Origin of the sequence: Ammoniphilus sp. CFH 90114, from assembly GCF_004123195.1 — a bacterium.
Lineage (GTDB): Bacteria > Bacillota > Bacilli > Aneurinibacillales > RAOX-1 > YIM-78166.
The window spans coordinates 1-19536 of the sequence record NZ_SDLI01000023.1; the positions used below are offsets into that span (position 1 = coordinate 1).

Annotated in this window: 27 protein-coding genes and 1 pseudogene; 23 read left to right on the plus strand and 5 right to left on the minus strand. The window is 39.7% G+C overall.

Annotated features, from left to right (window positions below; translation table 11 throughout):
- The 12 genes from EIZ39_RS26940 to EIZ39_RS26950 all read left to right on the plus strand — a co-directional run.
- On the plus strand, positions 1 to 278 hold a 278-nt coding region (locus EIZ39_RS26940), incomplete at its 5' end, for a DprA-like winged helix domain-containing protein (RefSeq protein ID WP_164985306.1).
- Between the two features lie 24 nt (positions 279 to 302).
- Complete coding sequence (locus EIZ39_RS24430; RefSeq protein WP_129203866.1) at positions 303 to 638, plus strand: hypothetical protein; 336 nt, start codon at positions 303 to 305, stop codon at positions 636 to 638.
- 392 nt (positions 639 to 1030) lie between these two features.
- Entirely contained in the window at positions 1031 to 1159 is a 129-nt protein-coding gene (locus EIZ39_RS27625) for a hypothetical protein (protein WP_255434055.1), read from the plus strand.
- 176 nt (positions 1160 to 1335) lie between these two features.
- Positions 1336 to 1545: a signal peptidase II gene (locus EIZ39_RS24435; protein ID WP_205668640.1), complete on the plus strand. Its 210-nt coding sequence runs from the start codon at positions 1336 to 1338 to the stop codon at positions 1543 to 1545.
- 114 nt (positions 1546 to 1659) lie between these two features.
- Positions 1660 to 1968: a hypothetical protein gene (locus tag EIZ39_RS24440; RefSeq protein ID WP_129203870.1), complete on the plus strand. Its 309-nt coding sequence runs from the start codon at positions 1660 to 1662 to the stop codon at positions 1966 to 1968.
- Positions 1968 to 2135, plus strand: coding sequence for a hypothetical protein (locus EIZ39_RS26945; RefSeq protein WP_164985307.1), 168 nt, complete (start codon positions 1968 to 1970; stop codon positions 2133 to 2135). Before EIZ39_RS24440 ends, EIZ39_RS26945 begins: the two co-directional genes overlap by 1 nt.
- 91 nt (positions 2136 to 2226) lie before the next feature.
- The gene (locus tag EIZ39_RS24445; protein ID WP_129203872.1) at positions 2227 to 4248 is read left to right on the plus strand and encodes a hypothetical protein; all 2022 of its coding nucleotides are present in this window, start codon (positions 2227 to 2229) and stop codon (positions 4246 to 4248) included.
- 96 nt (positions 4249 to 4344) lie between these two features.
- On the plus strand, positions 4345 to 4884 hold the full coding sequence (locus EIZ39_RS24450; RefSeq protein ID WP_129203874.1) for an MOSC domain-containing protein: 540 nt from the start codon (positions 4345 to 4347) through the stop codon (positions 4882 to 4884).
- 269 nt (positions 4885 to 5153) lie between these two features.
- Positions 5154 to 5441: a nucleotidyltransferase family protein gene (locus EIZ39_RS24455; protein WP_129203876.1), complete on the plus strand. Its 288-nt coding sequence runs from the start codon at positions 5154 to 5156 to the stop codon at positions 5439 to 5441.
- Entirely contained in the window at positions 5438 to 5764 is a 327-nt protein-coding gene (locus EIZ39_RS24460; protein WP_129203878.1) for a HepT-like ribonuclease domain-containing protein, read from the plus strand. Before EIZ39_RS24455 ends, EIZ39_RS24460 begins: the two co-directional genes overlap by 4 nt.
- Positions 5765 to 6062: 298 nt before the next feature.
- Positions 6063 to 6290: a hypothetical protein gene (locus tag EIZ39_RS24465; protein ID WP_129203880.1), complete on the plus strand. Its 228-nt coding sequence runs from the start codon at positions 6063 to 6065 to the stop codon at positions 6288 to 6290.
- 177 nt (positions 6291 to 6467) lie between these two features.
- A complete protein-coding gene (locus EIZ39_RS26950; RefSeq protein WP_164985308.1) occupies positions 6468 to 6635 on the plus strand; it encodes a hypothetical protein in 168 nt (55 codons plus the stop codon).
- Between the two features lie 1149 nt (positions 6636 to 7784).
- Here EIZ39_RS26950 and EIZ39_RS24475 read toward each other — a convergent pair.
- Positions 7785 to 8156, minus strand: a complete 372-nt coding sequence (locus EIZ39_RS24475) for a hypothetical protein (protein ID WP_129203884.1) — start codon at positions 8154 to 8156, stop codon at positions 7785 to 7787.
- A gap of 460 nt (positions 8157 to 8616) precedes the next feature.
- On the opposite strand from EIZ39_RS24475, the gene EIZ39_RS27445 reads away from it, so the two are divergent.
- The 3 genes and pseudogenes from EIZ39_RS27445 (at position 8617) to EIZ39_RS27905 (ending at position 9826) form a co-directional block, all read left to right on the plus strand.
- A complete protein-coding gene (locus EIZ39_RS27445) occupies positions 8617 to 8805 on the plus strand; it encodes a hypothetical protein (RefSeq protein WP_240675932.1) in 189 nt (62 codons plus the stop codon).
- Positions 8789 to 9202: a sensor histidine kinase gene (locus tag EIZ39_RS24480; protein WP_240675933.1), complete on the plus strand. Its 414-nt coding sequence runs from the start codon at positions 8789 to 8791 to the stop codon at positions 9200 to 9202. Before EIZ39_RS27445 ends, EIZ39_RS24480 begins: the two co-directional genes overlap by 17 nt.
- Positions 9180 to 9826 (plus strand): annotated as a pseudogene (locus tag EIZ39_RS27905) (response regulator transcription factor). The gene EIZ39_RS24480 and the pseudogene EIZ39_RS27905 overlap by 23 nt, the downstream one beginning before the upstream one ends.
- 376 nt (positions 9827 to 10202) lie before the next feature.
- On the opposite strand, the gene EIZ39_RS24490 reads toward EIZ39_RS27905, so the two are convergent.
- The gene (locus EIZ39_RS24490) at positions 10203 to 10541 is read right to left on the minus strand and encodes a nucleotidyltransferase domain-containing protein (RefSeq protein WP_129203888.1); all 339 of its coding nucleotides are present in this window, start codon (positions 10539 to 10541) and stop codon (positions 10203 to 10205) included.
- A gap of 823 nt (positions 10542 to 11364) precedes the next feature.
- Here EIZ39_RS24490 and EIZ39_RS24500 point away from each other — a divergent pair.
- Positions 11365 to 11904: an MOSC domain-containing protein gene (locus EIZ39_RS24500; protein ID WP_129203892.1), complete on the plus strand. Its 540-nt coding sequence runs from the start codon at positions 11365 to 11367 to the stop codon at positions 11902 to 11904.
- Between the two features lie 558 nt (positions 11905 to 12462).
- Here EIZ39_RS24500 and EIZ39_RS24505 read toward each other — a convergent pair.
- Together EIZ39_RS24505 and EIZ39_RS24510 are read right to left on the minus strand one after the other, a co-directional pair.
- Positions 12463 to 12744: a type II toxin-antitoxin system mRNA interferase toxin, RelE/StbE family gene (locus EIZ39_RS24505; RefSeq protein WP_129203894.1), complete on the minus strand. Its 282-nt coding sequence runs from the start codon at positions 12742 to 12744 to the stop codon at positions 12463 to 12465.
- Positions 12744 to 13109: an AbrB/MazE/SpoVT family DNA-binding domain-containing protein gene (locus EIZ39_RS24510; RefSeq protein ID WP_129203896.1), complete on the minus strand. Its 366-nt coding sequence runs from the start codon at positions 13107 to 13109 to the stop codon at positions 12744 to 12746. The genes EIZ39_RS24505 and EIZ39_RS24510 overlap by 1 nt, the downstream gene beginning before the upstream one ends.
- A 387-nt stretch (positions 13110 to 13496) precedes the next feature.
- Between EIZ39_RS24510 and EIZ39_RS24515 the strand changes: the two genes are divergently transcribed.
- From EIZ39_RS24515 to EIZ39_RS24530, 5 genes are all read left to right on the plus strand, one after another.
- On the plus strand, positions 13497 to 14333 hold the full coding sequence (locus tag EIZ39_RS24515) for an Rpn family recombination-promoting nuclease/putative transposase (RefSeq protein ID WP_164985309.1): 837 nt from the start codon (positions 13497 to 13499) through the stop codon (positions 14331 to 14333).
- Between the two features lie 810 nt (positions 14334 to 15143).
- Positions 15144 to 15674 (plus strand): transposase, encoded by a 531-nt coding sequence (locus tag EIZ39_RS24520; protein ID WP_129203900.1) that lies wholly within the window; start codon positions 15144 to 15146, stop codon positions 15672 to 15674.
- 20 nt (positions 15675 to 15694) lie between these two features.
- Positions 15695 to 15841, plus strand: a complete 147-nt coding sequence (locus EIZ39_RS26955; protein ID WP_164985305.1) for a hypothetical protein — start codon at positions 15695 to 15697, stop codon at positions 15839 to 15841.
- Positions 15842 to 15927: 86 nt separating this feature from the next.
- Positions 15928 to 16830 carry a DNA-processing protein DprA gene (locus EIZ39_RS24525; protein ID WP_164985310.1) on the plus strand — a complete coding sequence of 301 codons (903 nt, stop codon included), beginning with the start codon at positions 15928 to 15930 and terminating at the stop codon, positions 16828 to 16830.
- A 22-nt stretch (positions 16831 to 16852) separates the two neighbouring features.
- A complete protein-coding gene (locus EIZ39_RS24530) occupies positions 16853 to 17188 on the plus strand; it encodes a hypothetical protein (RefSeq protein ID WP_129203904.1) in 336 nt (111 codons plus the stop codon).
- Positions 17189 to 17822: 634 nt separating this feature from the next.
- Here EIZ39_RS24530 and EIZ39_RS24540 read toward each other — a convergent pair.
- On the minus strand, positions 17823 to 18212 hold the full coding sequence (locus EIZ39_RS24540; protein ID WP_129203906.1) for a helix-turn-helix domain-containing protein: 390 nt from the start codon (positions 18210 to 18212) through the stop codon (positions 17823 to 17825).
- Positions 18213 to 18565: 353 nt separating this feature from the next.
- Here EIZ39_RS24540 and EIZ39_RS24545 point away from each other — a divergent pair, with 353 nt between their 5' ends.
- Together EIZ39_RS24545 and EIZ39_RS24550 are read left to right on the plus strand one after the other, a co-directional pair.
- Positions 18566 to 19048, plus strand: coding sequence for an HIRAN domain-containing protein (locus EIZ39_RS24545; RefSeq protein WP_129203908.1), 483 nt, complete (start codon positions 18566 to 18568; stop codon positions 19046 to 19048).
- A gap of 79 nt (positions 19049 to 19127) precedes the next feature.
- Positions 19128 to 19508: an HNH endonuclease gene (locus tag EIZ39_RS24550; protein WP_129203910.1), complete on the plus strand. Its 381-nt coding sequence runs from the start codon at positions 19128 to 19130 to the stop codon at positions 19506 to 19508.
- The last annotated feature ends 28 nt before the right edge of the window (positions 19509 to 19536 follow it).

A 19536-nucleotide genomic window follows, 5' to 3' on the forward strand; every position in this document is an offset into this window, starting at 1 on the left:
CCATGATATCTTCCCATTTCATGTCCTCATGCCGTACTCCTGCTTCTGTACCTGCTCCTGCTCCGTCGGTTCCGAAGCTTGTAACGGAAAGCAGCTCATCCTTCACTTTTTTAGAACGTGACATTATAGAGAATTTAAAATGTGCCCCGCTGTCCATCGATGAATTAACCAAACAGTTGAGAAAGAATCATGCAGAAATTATTGAAACCGTCTCCTTGCTTGAACTAGAGGGAGTTGTACGAATCAAGCTAAATCAGTTGGTAGAGCTGGTATCTTAACAACCCGGAGTGGAGGGAATTCGGATGGAAATGGATCGAGCCTATGAGATTGTAGCACTCCTTGCTGAAGGAAGGAACCCTTATACCAGGGAAGAACTGCCTCAAGGGAGCCCTTATCAACAAGGAGATACCGTGCGAGCGTTGTCTTTAGCCTTAGATGCCTTAAAGCTAATGGAGAACAAAAGAAAGCGAGCGAATAATCAGCCGGGAAATTCTGGCCAACCATGGAGTAAAGAAGAGGACCGAGAATTAGTCAAAGCGTTTAAGTGCGGGCAATCGATCTCAGAACTGGCCAAGAATCATCAACGAACATTAGGTGCCATTGCGTCGAGACTGACGAAGCTCGGGGTGATGAAGTAGAGTGCTTTCGTTCGCGAGGAGGGTCGCCAAAAGCAAAGCGCTCCGCGCTTTACCTTGTGATGAGGGACTGACCCTCACTCCGCTAAAGTGTAAAGGCCTGATCCACATCACTACGTTGTAGATCAGGCCTTCTTTTGCTTTTGAGGTTTCCGCCATTCTATGTTTTCTTCCAGCCATGGATCGCCTTAGAAGTGAGGCTGATCTTGTATTGGTGATGGGCACATCGCTTCATATGCTGAGGGAAGGCTGGTATGGATGAATTGAGACTCTCCAGAAGAGATAGATTCCTATAGTCATATACTATTAGGGGATCTCTCGTATACCAGCAAAAAACTGATACAACGGATGTTAGGGTTAGGCTAAAAAACGATAGAGTAGAGGAGGGAACAGGAATGTCAGACAAATGGGAGCTTTTTAAGAAAGCCGAGGAAAAATTAAAGGAGTATGCCTTGACCCCTGAAGAAGAGGTTCTATTTAGATGCAGAAACGGACGTGAGGGACAGCTGGTGCGAAAATATTGAATACTAGGGATTGTACAAAGTCTTGTCGATGCCAAATCCGCTCCTGATTCTGACTGTCATAAGACCTGGTCCGGGCTATGCACGGCTCTTTGGAGTTGTGGCTGTGTTGTTCGTCATTGGAGTTTTCTATTTACGTAGAACTGGACAAATACAGGGTGCTCTCATGGATTGGAGTTTTGAATGATCTAGTTGGAGGAGCGATTGGAAATGGTCTGGATAGACTTAGGTTTGGGCAGGTGACGGATTTTATCGTTCGGTCTGATGGGGTTTTTAACTTGGCAGATCATGCTATCGAGATGGGAGTATTCCTTCTCATTATTAATGAAGTGGTTAGATGGTTGAAAGATAAGATGACGAAAGGTCGAATAGTGAAAGAGGAAGAATAGAAAAAGCCACTTCACCCTAAGCCGAAAGGCACCTATTGAGGCACTCTCATAGTAGTTGCTTTATCCAAGAAATGGTACAATATAGGTAATAAGCCTTATATGGGAGTGAGTAAAATGAATGTTATTCAGGGGATGATTGGCGATACTAAGTTTTCTACAGATCGTGATTTAATAGAGTTTTATTTTCCGGATGGGAAGGAGTACATTTTCACTTTTAAAGAAAACGCTTCATTATATGAAGTAGATGAGGTTTGCCAACGTGGAGATGGTTTGATTCTGACCATGCCGGGAGATCTTTCCCTCTTCAATGAGGAAAAGATGAATTACTCCCGCTTTTACTTCTTTTCCAATCAGGGTCAAGAAGTGACGAATGAACTGATTCATGAAACCTATGAATGGTTAGTTCAACAAGTGGGGATTTAATGACCATTTATTTAGATCCGAATTGTTGGTGGCATCTCGAGTGGTGGTACGAAGATGAACAGGGAATTTATGATTTCATGATCAAGCACGAGGAACTTATTCGAAAGGTTGCAGTGGAAAAAGGGATTTCGTTAAAAGAATCTATTGAATTACTAGCAAAACTTTAAAAATAAGAGAAGCTCGAACAACTTCGCATATCATCCGCATGTGGCTGCCAAGGTGACCTATTTTCAGTGAACAAGGGAGGCTTTGATAAGCATGGCGGAACAACTCTTAGAAGTAGAGGAATCGAAAGATCAACGAATTGAAGTAGATCAGATGATTGTGACTTTTAGTATTTTTAAATTAAGCAATTCTCTATCTGATGAGTATGAAGTAATTATTGAGGATTTCGAAATTGTGTTAGTTGAGGAATTAGACTATGTACTCACACAGACCCATCAACAAAGAGAGGAACATAAGCATTTCTCGAAATGGGATGAAGATGGCTACGAGTATAGGTTGGTAATTGCCAAAGAGAAACACCTGGATCACTTTGCTTCAGATGAATTCGATTATAAAGAGGTAGAGGTATGCTATGTTCAGTTGTCGATTATTAGTCCTTCAGGTATGGAATTAAACGGAGTTCACCATTTATTCGATAGAGGATTGGAAGAAGCGGTGAGGATCCGTTTAGAGTTCGGGGATTTAGATACAGAAGCCATAGCTCAAATTATAGATAATAAAATTTTTACGAAAATAACCATGTTTAATCCAGTTGACCCTGAAACGAGAGTGGAAATCGATACGTTAGAAGTATTTGGTCTAGAGTACATTGTCCCTTATTTTTGGGGGATTCTCTTAAAACCGAATAAAATGACTGTTGAGGAAATCGTTCAAAACCAACAAGATCGTATACAGGACTTCACTCATAAGCTATTAGGCGATCCGTTCCTATTTTCCGAACAGCTATCTGGAGGCATTTTCCACCGGGGATCTTTGCTTTTACATAGGGAAAGTGAACACTATTCCGATAAGAGAGAACAGATTAAGACCAAATACCTTTTAATAAGTATGAATCATGGGGAACAGTCCATTGAACAATCGATCTACGACTCCTATGATATACTCCGCAACGATGAAAAAAATATCTATGAAATCTCCAACCATTTCAAGTTAAATGATGCTTTCTTTAATAAATTTCAGTTGCTGTCTATCATTATAGCTTCCAGCAATAAAATTGTTTTAAATATGGAAAAAAGAGTTTGGAGTGAAAAACTAAGTAACATTTTACTCCGACAACAAATTCTAGCTCATAAAATGCAGATGCAGCTTCAGGAGCTATTTATGGATATACGATATGTCCAAAGAAAGTATGAACAAGACCAAAAAGTGATTATGTCCAATTGGACACGGCCCTTCTCCATCGGTGCAATTGATCGTTTGAATCCGATGAGCAAGGCAAAAGTATTAATATCTGAAAAGATCAAGCAACGGCTGGATCAGATTTATTTAACCTTTGAGTTTAAAAATCAAAAAATTAATAATTTATACTCCTATGTCGATATTATGATAGCGAAAAGAAAAGAACAAGAAGCTTTAAAAAGTGAAGAAAAAACGAAGAGATTAAATCAATTGCTTCTATTCATTACTTTTCTGACTGTCTTTCCTATACTCATGGGTCAGATGGGTATCAGTGATCATTTGGCTGTTTTAAACACATTTTTTCCGAATCTTAAAGATATAATGAAGCCCTATTTTTTCACGATGTTCCAAGTTTTCTTCACCTTAGTCTTTATTATTTACTTGTTCTCAGGACAATCAAATGCCGTGATAAGGAAGGTCATGAAGAAAAATTACCTAGAGGAATCTGACAAACTGAAAGAATTTATGGATGCTTCACGGAAGCTTCGTTTTGAGATAGAGGAAAACAAAGGTCAAGAGATTGCCAGTAAAATCGCAAACTTAGAGAAACTATTTAGGGAGTTGAGAGAGGAACAGAAAAAGCCACACCTTTTCCCTAAGCCTGTCCAAGCTGGTTTTAAAAAATGGTTTAATCAGAAGGAGACGGAAGTATACCCCATTGATTCTCTTATTCATATGAATGAGAAATTAGAAGCGTTGTATGAACTCTATATTGCTAGAAGTGAAATGGAAGCGAAATGGAAATCCACCGGCGATATAGAGCTGCAAGAAGGAATAAATAAGATTTACGATTTCATTGAAGAAGTTACTTCAAACGAGGAAATTGCTGAGATTTTGAAAGCCAAAAATATAGTAGCCAGTTTTGAAGTGGAATAGCTAAAAGAATAGTATGGTGACTGTTCCGCACTCCGCTAAAGTGTAAAGTATGAAAGTAACCCCCCAATCAAGAATACATATTATAGAGGTGGCGTCATGGAGAATTTAGTAGGGAAGTTAGAAGCGGTTCTATATACATTAGATAAGGAAAGTTTTGTTACATCACGTGTGACATCAGTACAATTAGATTTTGGGGGAATCCCTGGCGACAGGCATTTTGGCATCACAACTAAATCCGATTCTCGCCTGCCAATGTATGAAAGGGGAACTGAGATTCAAAACCGCCGTCAGATCAGTGTTGTTTCTTTAGAGGAATGCGAAAATATAGCAAGAGAATTAGGAGTGAAAGAGATTCTTCCAGAGTGGCTAGGTGCAAATTTGTTGATCAGTGGAATAGATGATTTGACAAAACTGCGTATGGGTAGTCGGATCATGTTCCCAAGTGGGGCTGTAATCATTTGTGAAGGCGAAAATCCTCCTTGTATTCATCCTGGTAAAGTAATAGAGGAAAAAACGCAACAGGTAAAGATAGCACCGAAATTTGTTAAGGCAGCACATCAAAAGAGAGGCATTGTCTGTTCTGTAGAAAGACCAGGAGAAATTCATGAAAATGATAGAATTGAAGTTATTTATTGATCGCCTCGGAGTATACCCCCTTGGGTAGGGTCGGTCCCGCGGTTCTTTAAAGTGATCGACCACGCTAAAGCTAAAGCTTTAGCTCGGTGAAGGGGTCAGTCCCGCCGTTCTTTAAATTACGAAAGTAAAGCCTGCTTCGGTTAGCTACCTGAGTGGCCTTATATCAATTTAACAGTAATCAAACCTTCATTTTATTACGAGACGTTTAAGAACAAACATTCGTTAATGTTTGTTTTTTATGTTATAATTAATATTGGGGTGCTATGAAAATGAATCTGCATTCATTAAAGAAGCAGCGTGATTTAGTTTTAGAGATTGCTAGAACTCATGGTGCTTATGATGTGAGAGTTTTTGGATCCATTTCCAGAGGAGAAGAAACTGACAATAGTGATATTGATCTACTTGTTAATTTTGAACCCGGAAGAAGTTTATTTGATTTAATTGAATTGAAGGATGAACTTGAAGAATTGTTGGGTATTAGAGTTGATATCATTAGTGAAAATGGATTAAATAAATATATGAAAGATACTGTTTTAGGAGATGCGATTCAATTATGAAAAATGATATAGTCTATATTAAACATATCATCGATAGTATAGAAAAAATTGAATCGTATACTGATCAATTAGGAAAAGAAGGGTTTATCAAATCTGGCTTAATCCAAGATGCAGTCATTAGGAATCTAGAAATCATCGGAGAAGCAACCAAGAACATCTCTATTGAGTTTAGAAAGGAACATCAAGGAATACCTTGGAGAAATATGGCTGGACTTCGAGATGTATTAATACATGATTACTTTGGTGTGGACCTAGAGATTGTTTGGAATGTTGTTGAAAAGGAACTATCGAAAGTGAAAATAGAATTAATTGATTTAATATAAAGTGCTTCGCTGAAACAAATGCTCGCCTCGGGGATACCCCTCGGGTAGGGGACAGTCCCGCTAATCTTTAAAGTACGAAAGTAAAGCCCACTTCGGTTCATTTACCGGAGTGGGCTTATATCGATTTATGAAGCAAATCTCCCAAATCTTGTGGAGGTTATTTGTCGTTCAACTACCCTAACAAAACCTAGTCAACTTTGTAGGTGGACTGGTCACGGATAGATTAAAGGAGAGAATTGCTAGGAAAAGCGCGTGGCGGTTCATGCGGTAGAAACCTTCGCTCAATACAGGAGATACCGTGCGAGCATTGTCTCTAGCCTTAGATGCCTTAAAGCTGAAGGAGAACAAAAGAAAGCGAGCGAATAGTCAGCCGGGAAATTCTGGCCAACCATGGAGTAAAGAAGAGGACCGAGAATTAGTCAAAGCGTTTAAGTGCGGGCAATCGATCTCAGAACTGACCAAGCGTCATCAACGAACATCAGGTGCTATCGCGTCGAGACTGACGAGGCTCGGGGTGATGAAGTAGAGTGCTTTCGTTTGCGAGGAGGGTCGCCAAAAGCAAAGCGCTCCGCGCTTTACCTTATGATCAGGGACTGACCCTCACTTCTTAACCATGATGCTAAATGCATGGATCAAAGTTAGTATAAGGGTTATAACGAATGCGGAATATAAACTTAATAATCTTTATAGAGGGTGGACAACTATGCTTGGTATCGGGAATAAGAGTAAACTAAAAACAATCATGTGGATGGGTGTGGGTAGTGCGATCCTAACGAGTATATTTAGCGGGGTCATTATTACAAAGGTTTTAGGCATTGATGATAGGGTAAAAAACATTGAAAATGACTTAACAAAAGCTAAAGGCAGGTAAGTATGGAAACCTTTCGGCCGTATTAAAAAAGCAAACGATGATCGCCTAAGATACGTGCAGCTAGTGAGTACAACTTGGGAAACAGGCAAGCCGCGTCATCCGAGAGAGTAGCAGCGTCGGGGACAAGCTCAGTCACCAGGAGTTTTGGTATAAGGTAAAGAGTAACCTAAAGGAGCTCGATGTAGAGGAAAATCAGAAGCTACAGTTTGGTCTAAGATCATTTCGTTATTAGGTAACGGAAGGGTCTTTTTATTTTCTCAGTCAAAACCAATCATTCTGGAATATAAATGCACCCAATGGCTTATAAAGTTTAATTTACAAAGGGCATCTTAAAATGAAAGTATTGGAATTATACAATTACCAATAATAATTAATACATTGGATCTAAAGGAGTAACAACATGGTTTTTGTTATATTAACAACAATTGTTAATCTAATTGTCATATGGGTTATGAAAAAAAGGATGACAATTAAGGAAATATATATAACATGGTTTGTATTAGCAGCTATAGCAATAAATACCGACATTTTTTTTGGGCATATTTTAGACTTATATGACTTTACCAAGGAAGGTATCCAGTTGTCGGATCTAGTAGTAGATGCTACTCTACCACCATCGTATGGAATTATATATCTAAATTTTCTTCCCTCTAAAGAAACAAAGAAGAGGATATATATCTTATTATGGACCGTTTATTCGGTCTTTTATGAGTATTTAGCGGTGTTCTTTATGTTTGAAAACATCTCTAAGGGATGGTTACCTTTACTTTATTCAACGCCCATTTATTTTTTGGTTTTTATATTCTTAAATTGGCATATAAAATTCATTAGAGGGCAGTAGTAGAGGGGGAGGTGCCCAAAACGGCTACCACTGAAGTTTCCTTCTTCAACGGCGTAGATGAGCACATCATCCAAACAATCATGTGGGAGTTGAAAAAAAAATCGATGAAACGCGACTATACACATGTGAAAAACATTTACATCGTTTTGAATTGGGGGAATTTTAAATTGACTAAACCGATCCTCTCAACAAAAGGATCGGTTTCTTATTTATGCTCATCTCGGCAGAGCTCCGCTTTACCTTGCAAAAGGGGTCGGTTTTGACTACGGAGAAGTTGACATTGAGTCGGACCCTGAACAATTGCTTTTTTAAATCCAACCTTTAATTACGAAACCCACACACATCAAAGCTAACATGATATCCATGGCAATCATCATGTACATCATCGATTTGTGTCTCATCCAGCGGTGCACCCAAGCTGGCACCCATGCAGGTAGTTTCATACACAAGGTGTCCTCCAAGCGTTCATTTCGCACTAAACGATACAAACAATAGATAAAGGCAATAACGGATAACACCATCACAATCCCTTTTAGCCAAATTCCTTCAGATAGACTAGTTGTCATGCCAGGAATGTGAAATAAGATTAATAGAACATAGTAATTGCTTAACAACAAATGGGATACTGTATTCTTTAGACTTGAAGCCGTTTCATGTACTTCTAAATGAGAATGATTCATTATAATCGCTCCTTAAATGTTAGTTTAAATTCCAACGTGACTACAATGGGATACTATCGAACTGACTTACTTCTTCATCTCCTCCTCCTCCTTAAATTTCCTTTAAGAACATTATAAGCCTTTTAACGGGAATCTAACGCGCAAAGGTTGCAAGCCTTAGCGCAAGATTTTGCGGGGAACACGCAATTTAAGATTAGTAGATAGTCAAGAAATAAAAAAGTTAATAGATCTAGGTATGAATGTCTTCCTTACATCGACGGCAATCACGTTGGCGGTTTATCTTTCAGAGATTGTGAGAAAAAGAAGCAAGAAGGAGCAAAGATAAGCAGCTTCCATCCGAGAGAAATGCATTCTTTGCGGGATGCCCCTATTTTTTTGCGCGAAAGCCTTCGTTGGTCAAACTATAATAGAAGAGTAGCGATTGACAAGATTGAAATGTCACGGTAAAGGGTGAGGATGTATGAAGACGTATGCGAGTGTAATCAGGACGGTACAGCGGTTATTAAAGAACCTGCCTGATCCTACTTATATGATGGATTTAAATGAGCAAATCTTTTGGGGGAACAAAGCCTTCGAAAAAGGGTTGGGCCATGATTTTGCAGCATTCAATCACCGTGGGGTTGGTAGAATCGTTGAAAAGTCTCTTTGAATATACCCGAATGTTTGCCAACTATGAAATTCAATTCCAAGCAGATCCGCCAGATGTCCCTCTACATGAGGACCAAATTATTGGCCTCTATCGCATTGTTCAGGAGCTGTTGAATAACGCGTACAAACACTCGAATGCCGACCAAGTTTGCTTATCGCTTTTAAGTCAGGGTGATGAGATCCATTTTACCTATGCCGATGATGGAGTAGGGATGGATCGTGAGCTGCTCGAGGGATCCTTTCAGCATATGGGGATTGCGGGAATCGAAAAAAGGGTGTTGAGTTTGGAAGGTAAAGTGGAGTTTCATACTTCCCCACAGCAAGGGTTCCGTGTCGGGATACAATTCCAAAGAATTTGGTTTAGAGGTGAGAAAAATGGAAGTCTTATTAATCGATGATCACCGTTCTGTCGTGGAAGGAACGAAAATGCTGATCGAATCGGAGCCGGATATCAACGTAACGATTGAAACCGATGTTCATTACGTATCCGACTTAGTCAGGCTGAAAAAATTTGATATTATCCTTTTGGATTTATATATGCCGCATATCAACGGGGCCGACTTAGCTAAAAAAATACTTGGTATGTTCCCGATGCGGTTATTCTCATTTATTCGGGATTTGAAATCGCGCCTCACTTTAATTTACTCATGGAGTCAGGGGTTTCTGGCTTCATTTCGAAGACATCGACCCGCGAACAACTGATTCAGACCATTCGCTGTGCAGCAAGAAAAGAAGCGATCATCCCCATGCAGTTATTAAAGCAGCTCAGACGACAGGAGATCGTCGTACAGGGGGACACGGAGCATGATCAAACAACCATAAGCCAGGAGGAGGATAAACTGCTTCGCGAGCTGGCTAAAGGAAGGAGCAACAAAGAAATTTCCAAAACGTTGATGATCAGCCAACGATCGCTGGAGTACAGCTTAACAGAACTGTTTCATAAGCTGAAAGTCAGCTCCCGAGTTGAAGTGATTAAGAAGGCCAAAAGCTTAGGAATCCTTCCGGCAGAGGATCTATACTAATCTAGACCAGTCCAGTTATGACTGGTCTTTTCTTTTGTCATATGCATTTCTTGCGGGACCTACGCAAAAATGGGCGGGCAGGCGTTCATTGATCGACGACGACAAAGCACTCCGCGCTTTACCTTGTGATCAGGGACTGTCCCTCGCTCCGCTAAAGTTAAAAGTGTGAAAGTAAACCTCCCCAATCAAAAAGATATCTTTTTGATTGGGGAGGTTATTTGTCGTTCACCTAGATTACAAAACCTTTATTTTGCAACGATAATTTTACGAAATTTTCTACTATTAATGCAGCCATAATGATGCAAAATAAAAAAACCAACTTTAGTTGGTTCCTAATTCCTTCTCTATAATTTTTCGATTTTAAGGTTAAATTGCTCTATAGGTCAAGTTCTATTCCCTCTCTTTCAACATTATGTTTTAGTAAGGGATTTACATACTCACCTGATTCCCAATCTTTATCATTAAAATACAGAAAACTTAATGTAATGCCATAATCAATGCTTAGATCAGCTGATATATCTGACAATTTCGCTCTATCATATATTGTTTTTGGTTTTTCTGTGAGGACCAACAAATCAATATCTGAATACTTTTCATCGTTGCCTCTTGCTTTTGATCCAAATAAAATGATCTTTTTTACCTTTAAGTCATCTTTGATTTTTTGATATAAGCTTTGTATTGCTGTTTTTTCAAGCTCAGAGATGTTTGTAAGCATGTCCACACCACCCTTAACAATATTATAATTTAGTCAATACCACCATTATTATAACAGGGTAGATGCTATTATGGAAAGAATATTCGATTTCTTTACTATTGCGTGCTCGGGTCCGTCGTCGGAGACAATGGTATGCTCAATATTCATTTTAAAGATGTCAAAAAACTAAAAAGAGTGTAAAATAATTAGATAAATATTAAAAGAAGGAATCTTTATTTATCTTGCACAACTTAATGAAATGAAGAAGATTTTCAAGCAAACCGATTTAATTTGTATAGTAGATACAAACAGCAATATCATTTATTTAAATAGACAGACAAGCACCATTCTTAAAGTATTAGATACCGGTGAGCCTATTGTGAACGAGATTCAGAGGATTAAGGTAAGTAATGATTTCGTAGTTCATGCGATAAATTCTGCTTTCTGGTTGAAATTAAAATCATCATTAATTGGGGCTATAGTTGTTTCAAAGAATATAGAAAACCGAAGAGATAGGAATTTCGTAGCTTGGGGGGACCTGTATTCTATTCCAGTAAAGGATATTCAAAGTTTAAATATCCCGTGTATTAACATTGGTGTCTATGGAAAAGACGGCCATAAATTGACAGAAAGGGTATATAAATCCTATTCTTTTCAAACAGTACCAAAGATTGTTTCTCACTTTACCCAAACTCTATTATAGAGAGCTACAGGACAAGAGAAGGTTAGAGAAGTGGTGGCGATATGTCTCAGTAAAAGAATACCAGATTTATGATAAATTGAATTGTTCGCAATTATGAAATGAAGGTAGGAGACAACAACAAAAAAGTATAGAGGTGGCGTAATGAAGAATTTAGTAGGGAAGTTAGAAGCGGTTCTATATACATTAGATAAGGAAAGTTTTGTTACATCACGTGTGACATCAGTACAATTAGATTTTGGGGGAATCCCTGGCGACAGGCATTTTGGCATCACAACTAAATCTGATTCTCGCCTGCCAATGTATGAAAGGGGAACTGAGATTCAAAACCGCCGTCAAGTCAGTGTTGTTTCTTTAGAGGAATGCGAAAATGTAGCAAGAGAATTAGGAGTGAAAGAGATTCTTCCAGAGTGGCTAGGTGCAAATTTGTTGATCAGTGGAATAGCTGATTTGACAAAACTGCGTATGGGTAGTCGGATCATGTTCCCAAGTGGGGCTGTAATCATTTGTGAAGGCGAAAATCCTCCTTGTATTCATCCTGGTAAAGTAATAGAGGAAAAAACGCAACAGGTAAAGATAGCACCAAAATTTGTTAAGGCCGCACATCAAAAGAGAGGCATTGTCTGTTCTGTAGAAAGACCAGGAGAAATTTATGAAAATGATAGAGTTGAAGTTATTTATTAGAAGAATTGAAAATAGAACTATTGCCCGCCTCGGAGTATACGCCCTAGGGTAGGGGGTAGTTCCGCGGTTCTTTAAAGTGGTATAGTAAATGCCGTTTCAGCTTCTAAGCTGAAACGGCATTATTTGAGTTTACCTTACCAAAACCTTTATTTTGTAAGGATTGTATCACTTTGGTAGTCAAAAGATAAAAAGTAAGACCTCCCTTGAGCCATGCAAGCCGGCAGGTCTACTTCGTTTGTTTTGAGCCGATCCTGTACAATATCGAGTACAGATGTTAGTTGCATCTGTAGTTCTTTTATAATTATAATCCATATTAACATAGCGCTATGCATAGATAAAGAATCTTGTGACCGCCAATTCCAAAACGCTTTGCGCTTTGATGACAACGGCAAAGCACTCTTCGCTTTTGTGGGAGTTAAACTCTCCCAACAAGATGGGAAGGTTTTTTGTCGTTCCTAATCCCATAATAAAACTCTTTTCTCTTGTACCGCTATAAAAGAATGATGTTATAAAAGGAGAAAACAAAGAAGAGTTGTCAGCAATTTTCTACCCAATGAGTTATTTTCGACGTTTCAACTCATCATAGAAGTTTTCCCTTGTTCCAATTTGCATTACCTTGACCTCAATCCGATCGTCAAAAATTTGATAAGCAATTCTATAGCCTGTTCCCTGATGGTTAAAACTCCATTTCCTAAGATGGGACATATCCCCCTTTAAGGGTTCTCCAGCAAAAGGGTTCTCAGCAATGTCTTCTAATATCATGATGACTTTTTTAATAACAGCTTTATCAAACCGTTTGAGGTCTTTCTTTGCCTGATTGGAGACAAACAACTGATACATTATAATAAATCCTCGTCTTTAAGTTCTTGTTTTAAATCCTCGAGAGAAGTATATTCACCCTTTTCGAATTCTTCATCTGATTCCCCAACCATCTTTAAAAGGGCTTTACCAAGTTCCTTCTTTCTTTCCACGATCTTCTCAGCTAAGTCTTCTTGGGAGTAACCCTCGTTGAGTAAATCTTTTATAATCAAATCCTCTAAGTCATCAAGTAGATCTTTTTTATAAAGTACAATTCTACCCTGGTCATCAATTGAGATTTTCAGATTATCCTTAGGATAAATATTTATTTTTTCACGTAGTTCCTTCGGAATCGTGATTTGACCACGTTCGTTCACTTGGACATCAAAAAAATCCGCGTTTAGCATTGTATTCACCCTTTCATCATTCTGATTACTGATAAAAATATTGTAGCATAGTCCAAATATTAATTCGAGTGATCACCAACATCAAAGCGGCCCGCTTTACCTCCTGAAAGCGAGAGTTCCTCACTCTGCTAAAGTGTGAAAGTAAACCTCCCTAATAAAGAAGATATCTTTTTGATTGGGGAGGTTATTTGTCGTTCATCTAGCATAACAAAACCTTTACTTTGATAGGGTAATTAAATAGAACTTTTGTGATATCACAGGTGCATGGTATAATAATGGAAAAGGGAGGTGGTTCAGATGGAAACGAAATGGATGAAGCTGTACGTTGATTTCGCTTTCAAAAGGTTATTTGGATCACGAGGAACGAGCGCATTCTGATCGCTTTTTTTGAATGCAATGCTGAAACCACCACCGGACAGACGGATTATGGGTGTAACGATATTAGATACGGAGATGGGAAGAGAACATGAGGAAGATCGGAATGCCTTCCTCGACATCCATGCAGAGCTTAATAATGGAAACAAAGTCAATATTGAAATTCAGGTGACGAATGAACACAATATGACAAAGCGAACGCTGTATTATTGGAGCCGGACGTATATGGAAGGCTTTCAAAAAGGTGATCCTTTTGATAAGCTACCTCGGACTATCTCTATTGCTATCATTGACTATATTTTGTATAAGAAAGAAGCACTCCATCGGTATCATTTAACGTTCGATCTGATGGAGCGGGAAGAAAGCATCTTATGGGACGATACGATGGAAATTCATCTGGTAGAGATGCCGAAACTTGTGAGGATGTGGAGGCAGAAACGGATTGGATTTGGCGATGATGAAGTTATCGAATGGCTGTTGTTACTAGAAGCTGATGAAGATGAGGGACTTCGTAAAGAATTGAGGGGACGAGCTATGGACAATCCGATTTTGCACGAAGCGATGGAAAAGTGGGAAGATTTGAGCCGTGATCCGAATGCGATCCGGGAATATGAGGCGCGTCATAAGGCTTTGATGGATAGGTTAGCAGCAGAAGCAGAAAGTGAACGAAGGCAGAAAATGAAGTATGAGGAAGGTCTCAGGGAAGGTCTCAAAGAAGGAGAACACCAAAAGACGGTCGAAATTGTCCGAAATATGTTGGCAATGGGTATGGAAATTGAAGCAATCGTTCAAGTGACTGGTCTAACAATAGAACAAGTTCAAAAGCATAGACATGATCGCATCGGTTGAGATAGCCCTCGGGTTCTGACTCAAGTGGAAGTTTGTAGAAGCCCTCTCAAGAGCTTGATTCTTGAGAGGGCTTCTTTCCCTTTGGAATATTACCGTGATCGCCAACGGCAAAGCACTCCGCACTTTACCTTGTGATGAGGGACTGTCCAGTGGCCTTGCACGACTTTAAATACCCTAATTAAGAATAGATTTCTTGATTAGGGTGGTTATTTGTCATTATAAACTGCATCTTATTGAGACTATTTTTATAATAGGTAGGAGGTATGGTTACGGATAGACTATGGTAGAGAAATTTTCTAGGATAAGAGAAGCAATTACATAAAGTAGGGTGGGCGGTTGACCATCTTCCCTATAGAAGGGAGGTGGTAATGACGGCATATGAGGCAATAATGATAACACTCATATCAAATTTAGTCTTGATAGGAGTCTTGACATACCTCAGCCATAGAAAAAAGTAACCGTCCAACGCTCGACCAAAGGATAGGATAGTTACTTTTTTCCGGAACTTACTTATTATGTTTGGTCAGCTGCTCTTCAAGCGGCATGTAGTTGTACGGTCAGGTGTGTCAGCGCCTGACCATCTTTTATTTGTACGCAATATCTATAAATATTAAACATGATAATTAGATATGATTTCAATGTAAGGTGTTCCTGCTCAACATAATGTCCGCACATTCCTTGGCCAGAGAGACTGTTCTCAAATTGAAGTTTAAAAGTTTATTAAATTATAGTAATATAAGAGATGTCCCCGCCCTTCCTCTATTTTGTCCCCAAGTGGTTTTACCCCTACTATAATGAAAGGAGTCTGCTATGCCCAGGAAACATCGGATCTGGTACCCGGGAGCTACGTATCACATTATGTGCCGGGGGAATCATCGCCACGATATTTTCCGAGATGATGAAGACCGAATATTTTACCTCACGACCCTCAGGCAAGCCCAGAAACATTACCCCTACACCCTTCACTCGTATTGTCTCATGACGAATCATATTCATCTCCAACTCGAAACCCATCAATTAGAAGTCGGCCAAGTAATGAAAAGAATCAATATGGTTTATGCGATTTACTTTAACAGGAAGTATCATTTTGTCGGTCATCTGTTTCAAGGGCGTTATCGCTCGGAACTCATAGAAAAGGATGACTATCAATTAGAAATTAGCAAGTATATTCATTTGAATCCCGTACGGGCCAATATGGTAGAAAGGCCCTTGGACTATCCTTGGAGCAGTTACGGGTTTTATATGGAAGAAAGGGAAGACGCTCTTATCAAAACGGGGAAGATCCTCGACTATTTTTCACCGCCTCGAGTAGAAAGGTACAGAAAGTATGTAGAGTCTTGATAAGAAGGAGGAGAAGTGGATTGGCAACGGTGATTAATAGCTTTGCGATTACGGGGGTGGATGGATACCGGGTCGAAGTTGAAGTGGAGCTGATCTATGGTCAACCGTCGGTGACAATTGTGGGATTAGGCCAGAAGCTATCTTTCAAGCTCATGAATTGGAGTTAGCTGAGGTTGCGGGTGTCGGTCCGAATCTAGCGAATCGGATCCGGTTATCGAGATCTTTGGAGAAAGCCAAAAAGAGATGGGACCACATGCAACAAAAACAAATTCAGCTGTTAACCATCCAAGATCCTCTATACCCGGGGGAGTTTACGGTGATTCCTAAAGCTCCTCTGGTGTTTTACTATCGTGGCTGCTTGAAGGAAAACAGCGTTGGAGTGGGCATCGTAGGCACGACGCGTTGCACGGAATATGGAAAGCGCGTGGCGGTTCATGCGGCGGAAACCTTCGCTCAACACCACATTCCGGTTATTAGCGGATTGGATAAGGGCATTCAAGCCTATGCCCATACGGCTTGCGTGAACGCAAACGGTTACTCGGTGGCTGTTGTAGGGGGCGGGGTGGATGCGAAGCAGACGAAAGAAGTTCAAGTGCTAATCGAAAAGATCTTAGATAAAGGAGCTCTATTATCCTCACATCCTCCTGGCACTCCGGTTCATCCCCATCACGTTTATCAGCGTAATTTCCTCCTGAGTCTTTGGTCCTCTAAATTGTTAGTAATAGAAGCCGGAGAAAAAAGTAGTGTCTTAAACACTGTTGAACAGGCCCGGAAAATCAACCGCGAAATCTGGGCAGTGCCTCATCAGATCTACAGTTCGGAAGGTATAGGCACGAACCAACTGTTAGCCCAAGGAGCTTCTCTTTTTCTTGATCCACGCCCCATGATATCTTCCCATTTCATGTCCTCATGTACACCTATTTCGATACCTGCTCCTGCTATGCCGGTTCCGAATCTTGTAACGGAAAGCTGCTCATCCTTCACTTTTTTAGAACGTGACATTATAGAGAATTTAAGATTTGCCCCGCTGTCCATCGATGAATTAGCCAAACAGTTGAGAAAACAACATGCAGAAATTATTGAAACGGTCTCCTTGCTTGAACTGGAGGGTGTCGTGCGAATCAAGCTGAATCAGTGGGTAGAGTTGGTATCTTAAAAACCGGAGTGGAGGAATGCGAATGGAAATGGAGCGAGCTTATGAAATTGTTGGACTCCTTGCAGAAGGAAGAGACCCTTATACCAGGGAAGAGCTGCCTCAAGGGAGCCCTTATCAACAAGGCGACACCGTGCGAGCGTTATCTTTAGCATTAGATGGATTAAAGCTGATGGAGAACAAAAGGAAGAAAGCTGATCTTCAGCTAGGAAATTCTGGCCAACCTTGGAGTAAAGAAGAGGATCGAGAATTGGTCAAAGCGTTTAAGTGCGGGCAATCGATCTCAGAGCTGGCTAGAAGCCATCAACGAACATCGGGTGCCATCGCCTCTAGACTGACGAAGCTCGGGGTGATGAAGTAGATTGCTTTAATTCGTGATGAGGGACTGACCCTCACTCGGCTAAAGTGTAAAGGCCTGATCCACATCACACGATGTAGATCAGGCCTTGTTTGTGTTTAGGGGTTTCCGCCACTTCTATGTTTCCTTCCACCTGCATGAGTTTAATTTCTCTGTGCAATTGAAGCTTGGCATCCCCACGATAAAATTTGGCTTCGCAGTCGAGTTGCTCTAGAAGCCCTTTGTAAAAATGACGAGGCGTGAGCTTCGAATTGGATAGATACAACACCTTGAACCTTGAGGTATCCAGGGTTAGTCTGGACTTACCTTCTTTCTTCTCGGTGTAATGTAGACATTCGAAAAGAAAGAAGACATACCTGCTCGAGTTGATAACCAAGGTTGAAGGGAAATTAAGGGGATTAAAGGTGGACAATGCTTTTCGGAATATGTGGTCACTTATTTTCGGGATGGATGGTCAATGTTTTCCGGAATGCGTTGTGAACAGCCACGATAAAATCGGAAGCGTCAAATAGCCCCCAATTTACTAGATGTGGGCATTATATAATTTGCGTCTTCTCTTTAAAGTCTCGGTAAGTAGGTTAGTGGGTAAAATTTCTGACTATGGGTGCTGAAACGGATTGAATATCAGTTATTTAGATTAAGGTGTTGGTTTACGATTATCCTTCATCATTCTACGTGCTTTTAAATAAGATAGCATCTCCTCTACTTCTTCAGTTGTAATTTCTTTTCCATCCCAACTAAGAATCAAATTCTTATTAACAATCTCTTCTACGTCTATCATAGACGGACATTTGTTAGTATCTAAAAATGATTTTGATGTATTTCCATATAAGAGATAGTCAGTTGACACCTCGAAAAAATTTGCAAATATTAGAAGTGTTTCATAGTCTGGTTGTCTAAATCCTCTTTCATAATTTGAAACGTTCTGATAAGGCATTTTTAATCGTTTGGCAAGTTCTCGTTGTGAAATACCGTTATTTTCCCGTAGAGTACGAAGCCTCATTCCTAATTGCTCTGATAATTTCATAAAACAAACCTCTTTTTTCAATTTAAACTCAATATGTATATTTTAAATCTATATCATCTGTTTAAAAACACATGACTTCGAATCGTTTATTTTATTGTTGACAACTTCGAACTGTATATGCAATAATATGGGTATAAGGGTTGTGTAAAGTGAAGATTGTATATCTACAAGGCAGCAAACTTTTTTTCGTTATTTGTAAACTCAATGACTTCGTTTTGAAGATTATTAACTAAGTATAACGTATCTTTGATAGTGAGGAAATGTAAGATTGAAACCAATGAAAAGGAGTAATTGCCATAAAACAGAAAACTAAACTCCAAGAAAGAAAATACTCGCCGTCTCAATTGGGAGAAATGAGAAGGATAGCAATGACACTAGCTCACAGTATTCGTAAAGCCAAGAAGTGGGCAATGAGTGAGTCACTTCGATGGGCCTGGAAAATAGTCAAAAACCAAATAACTGCAAAAGTAGTAGGTGTCACCTTTGGTAATCGGCAACAAGCACTAAATCGCCTGTGTAACTATGAACCAAGGCGTGTTGTATTTACCACACGGAGAGAGAGTGACAATCCATATGACTCAAATGCCATTGCCATCAATGTAACTGTAATCGGAAAAGGCACTGTCCATATTGGATATCTACCAAAAGATGTAGCTCAAATCTTGGCACCTCTTCTAGATAAGAATCTTCACCCAACTATTTTAAGCTGGGAGATCCTTGGAGAAGAAACAAAGGGAATAAAATTATCCATGGAGCTAGTAACAGGTATTTCTAGAGCAAATCAAATCCATACTGCAACCATGAAACAGCCGACTGCGCTAATTGCCATTAGGTAAAGGCAACTGACAGCAAATATCCATAGCTTATTTAAGTACATATGAACAAACGTATGTATAGAACTAAAGGAGGAGTAAAATGCAGTTTGGCACAAACAATGGAAAGAATTCTTTTAACTTTAACTTTAACCCCGTTCCAAAACCCAATTATCCAAGGCGTATAGCAAAGAGAGGAGAAAGAGCTAGGTTTAGTCAAGAAATCCGTGAGGAGATAATTGAGAGGGATCAAGGGTTATGTATCCGATGTCAAAAACCTGCTGCCCATGTCCATCATATTAGGTATCGTAGCCAACTTGGCCGTGGATTAAAACGTAATGGTGTCTGTGTTTGTTATACATGCCATGTTTGGGCCCATCAAAAAAGAGAAGGAAGGGAATGGTTTGAACATTGGAGTGAAGTTCATCTTGACCTAAACGGAGATGTAATAGAAAACAGCGATGAAGAAGAAGCGTATCTATGAAATGTGCACAAACAACCTATAAGGGGGG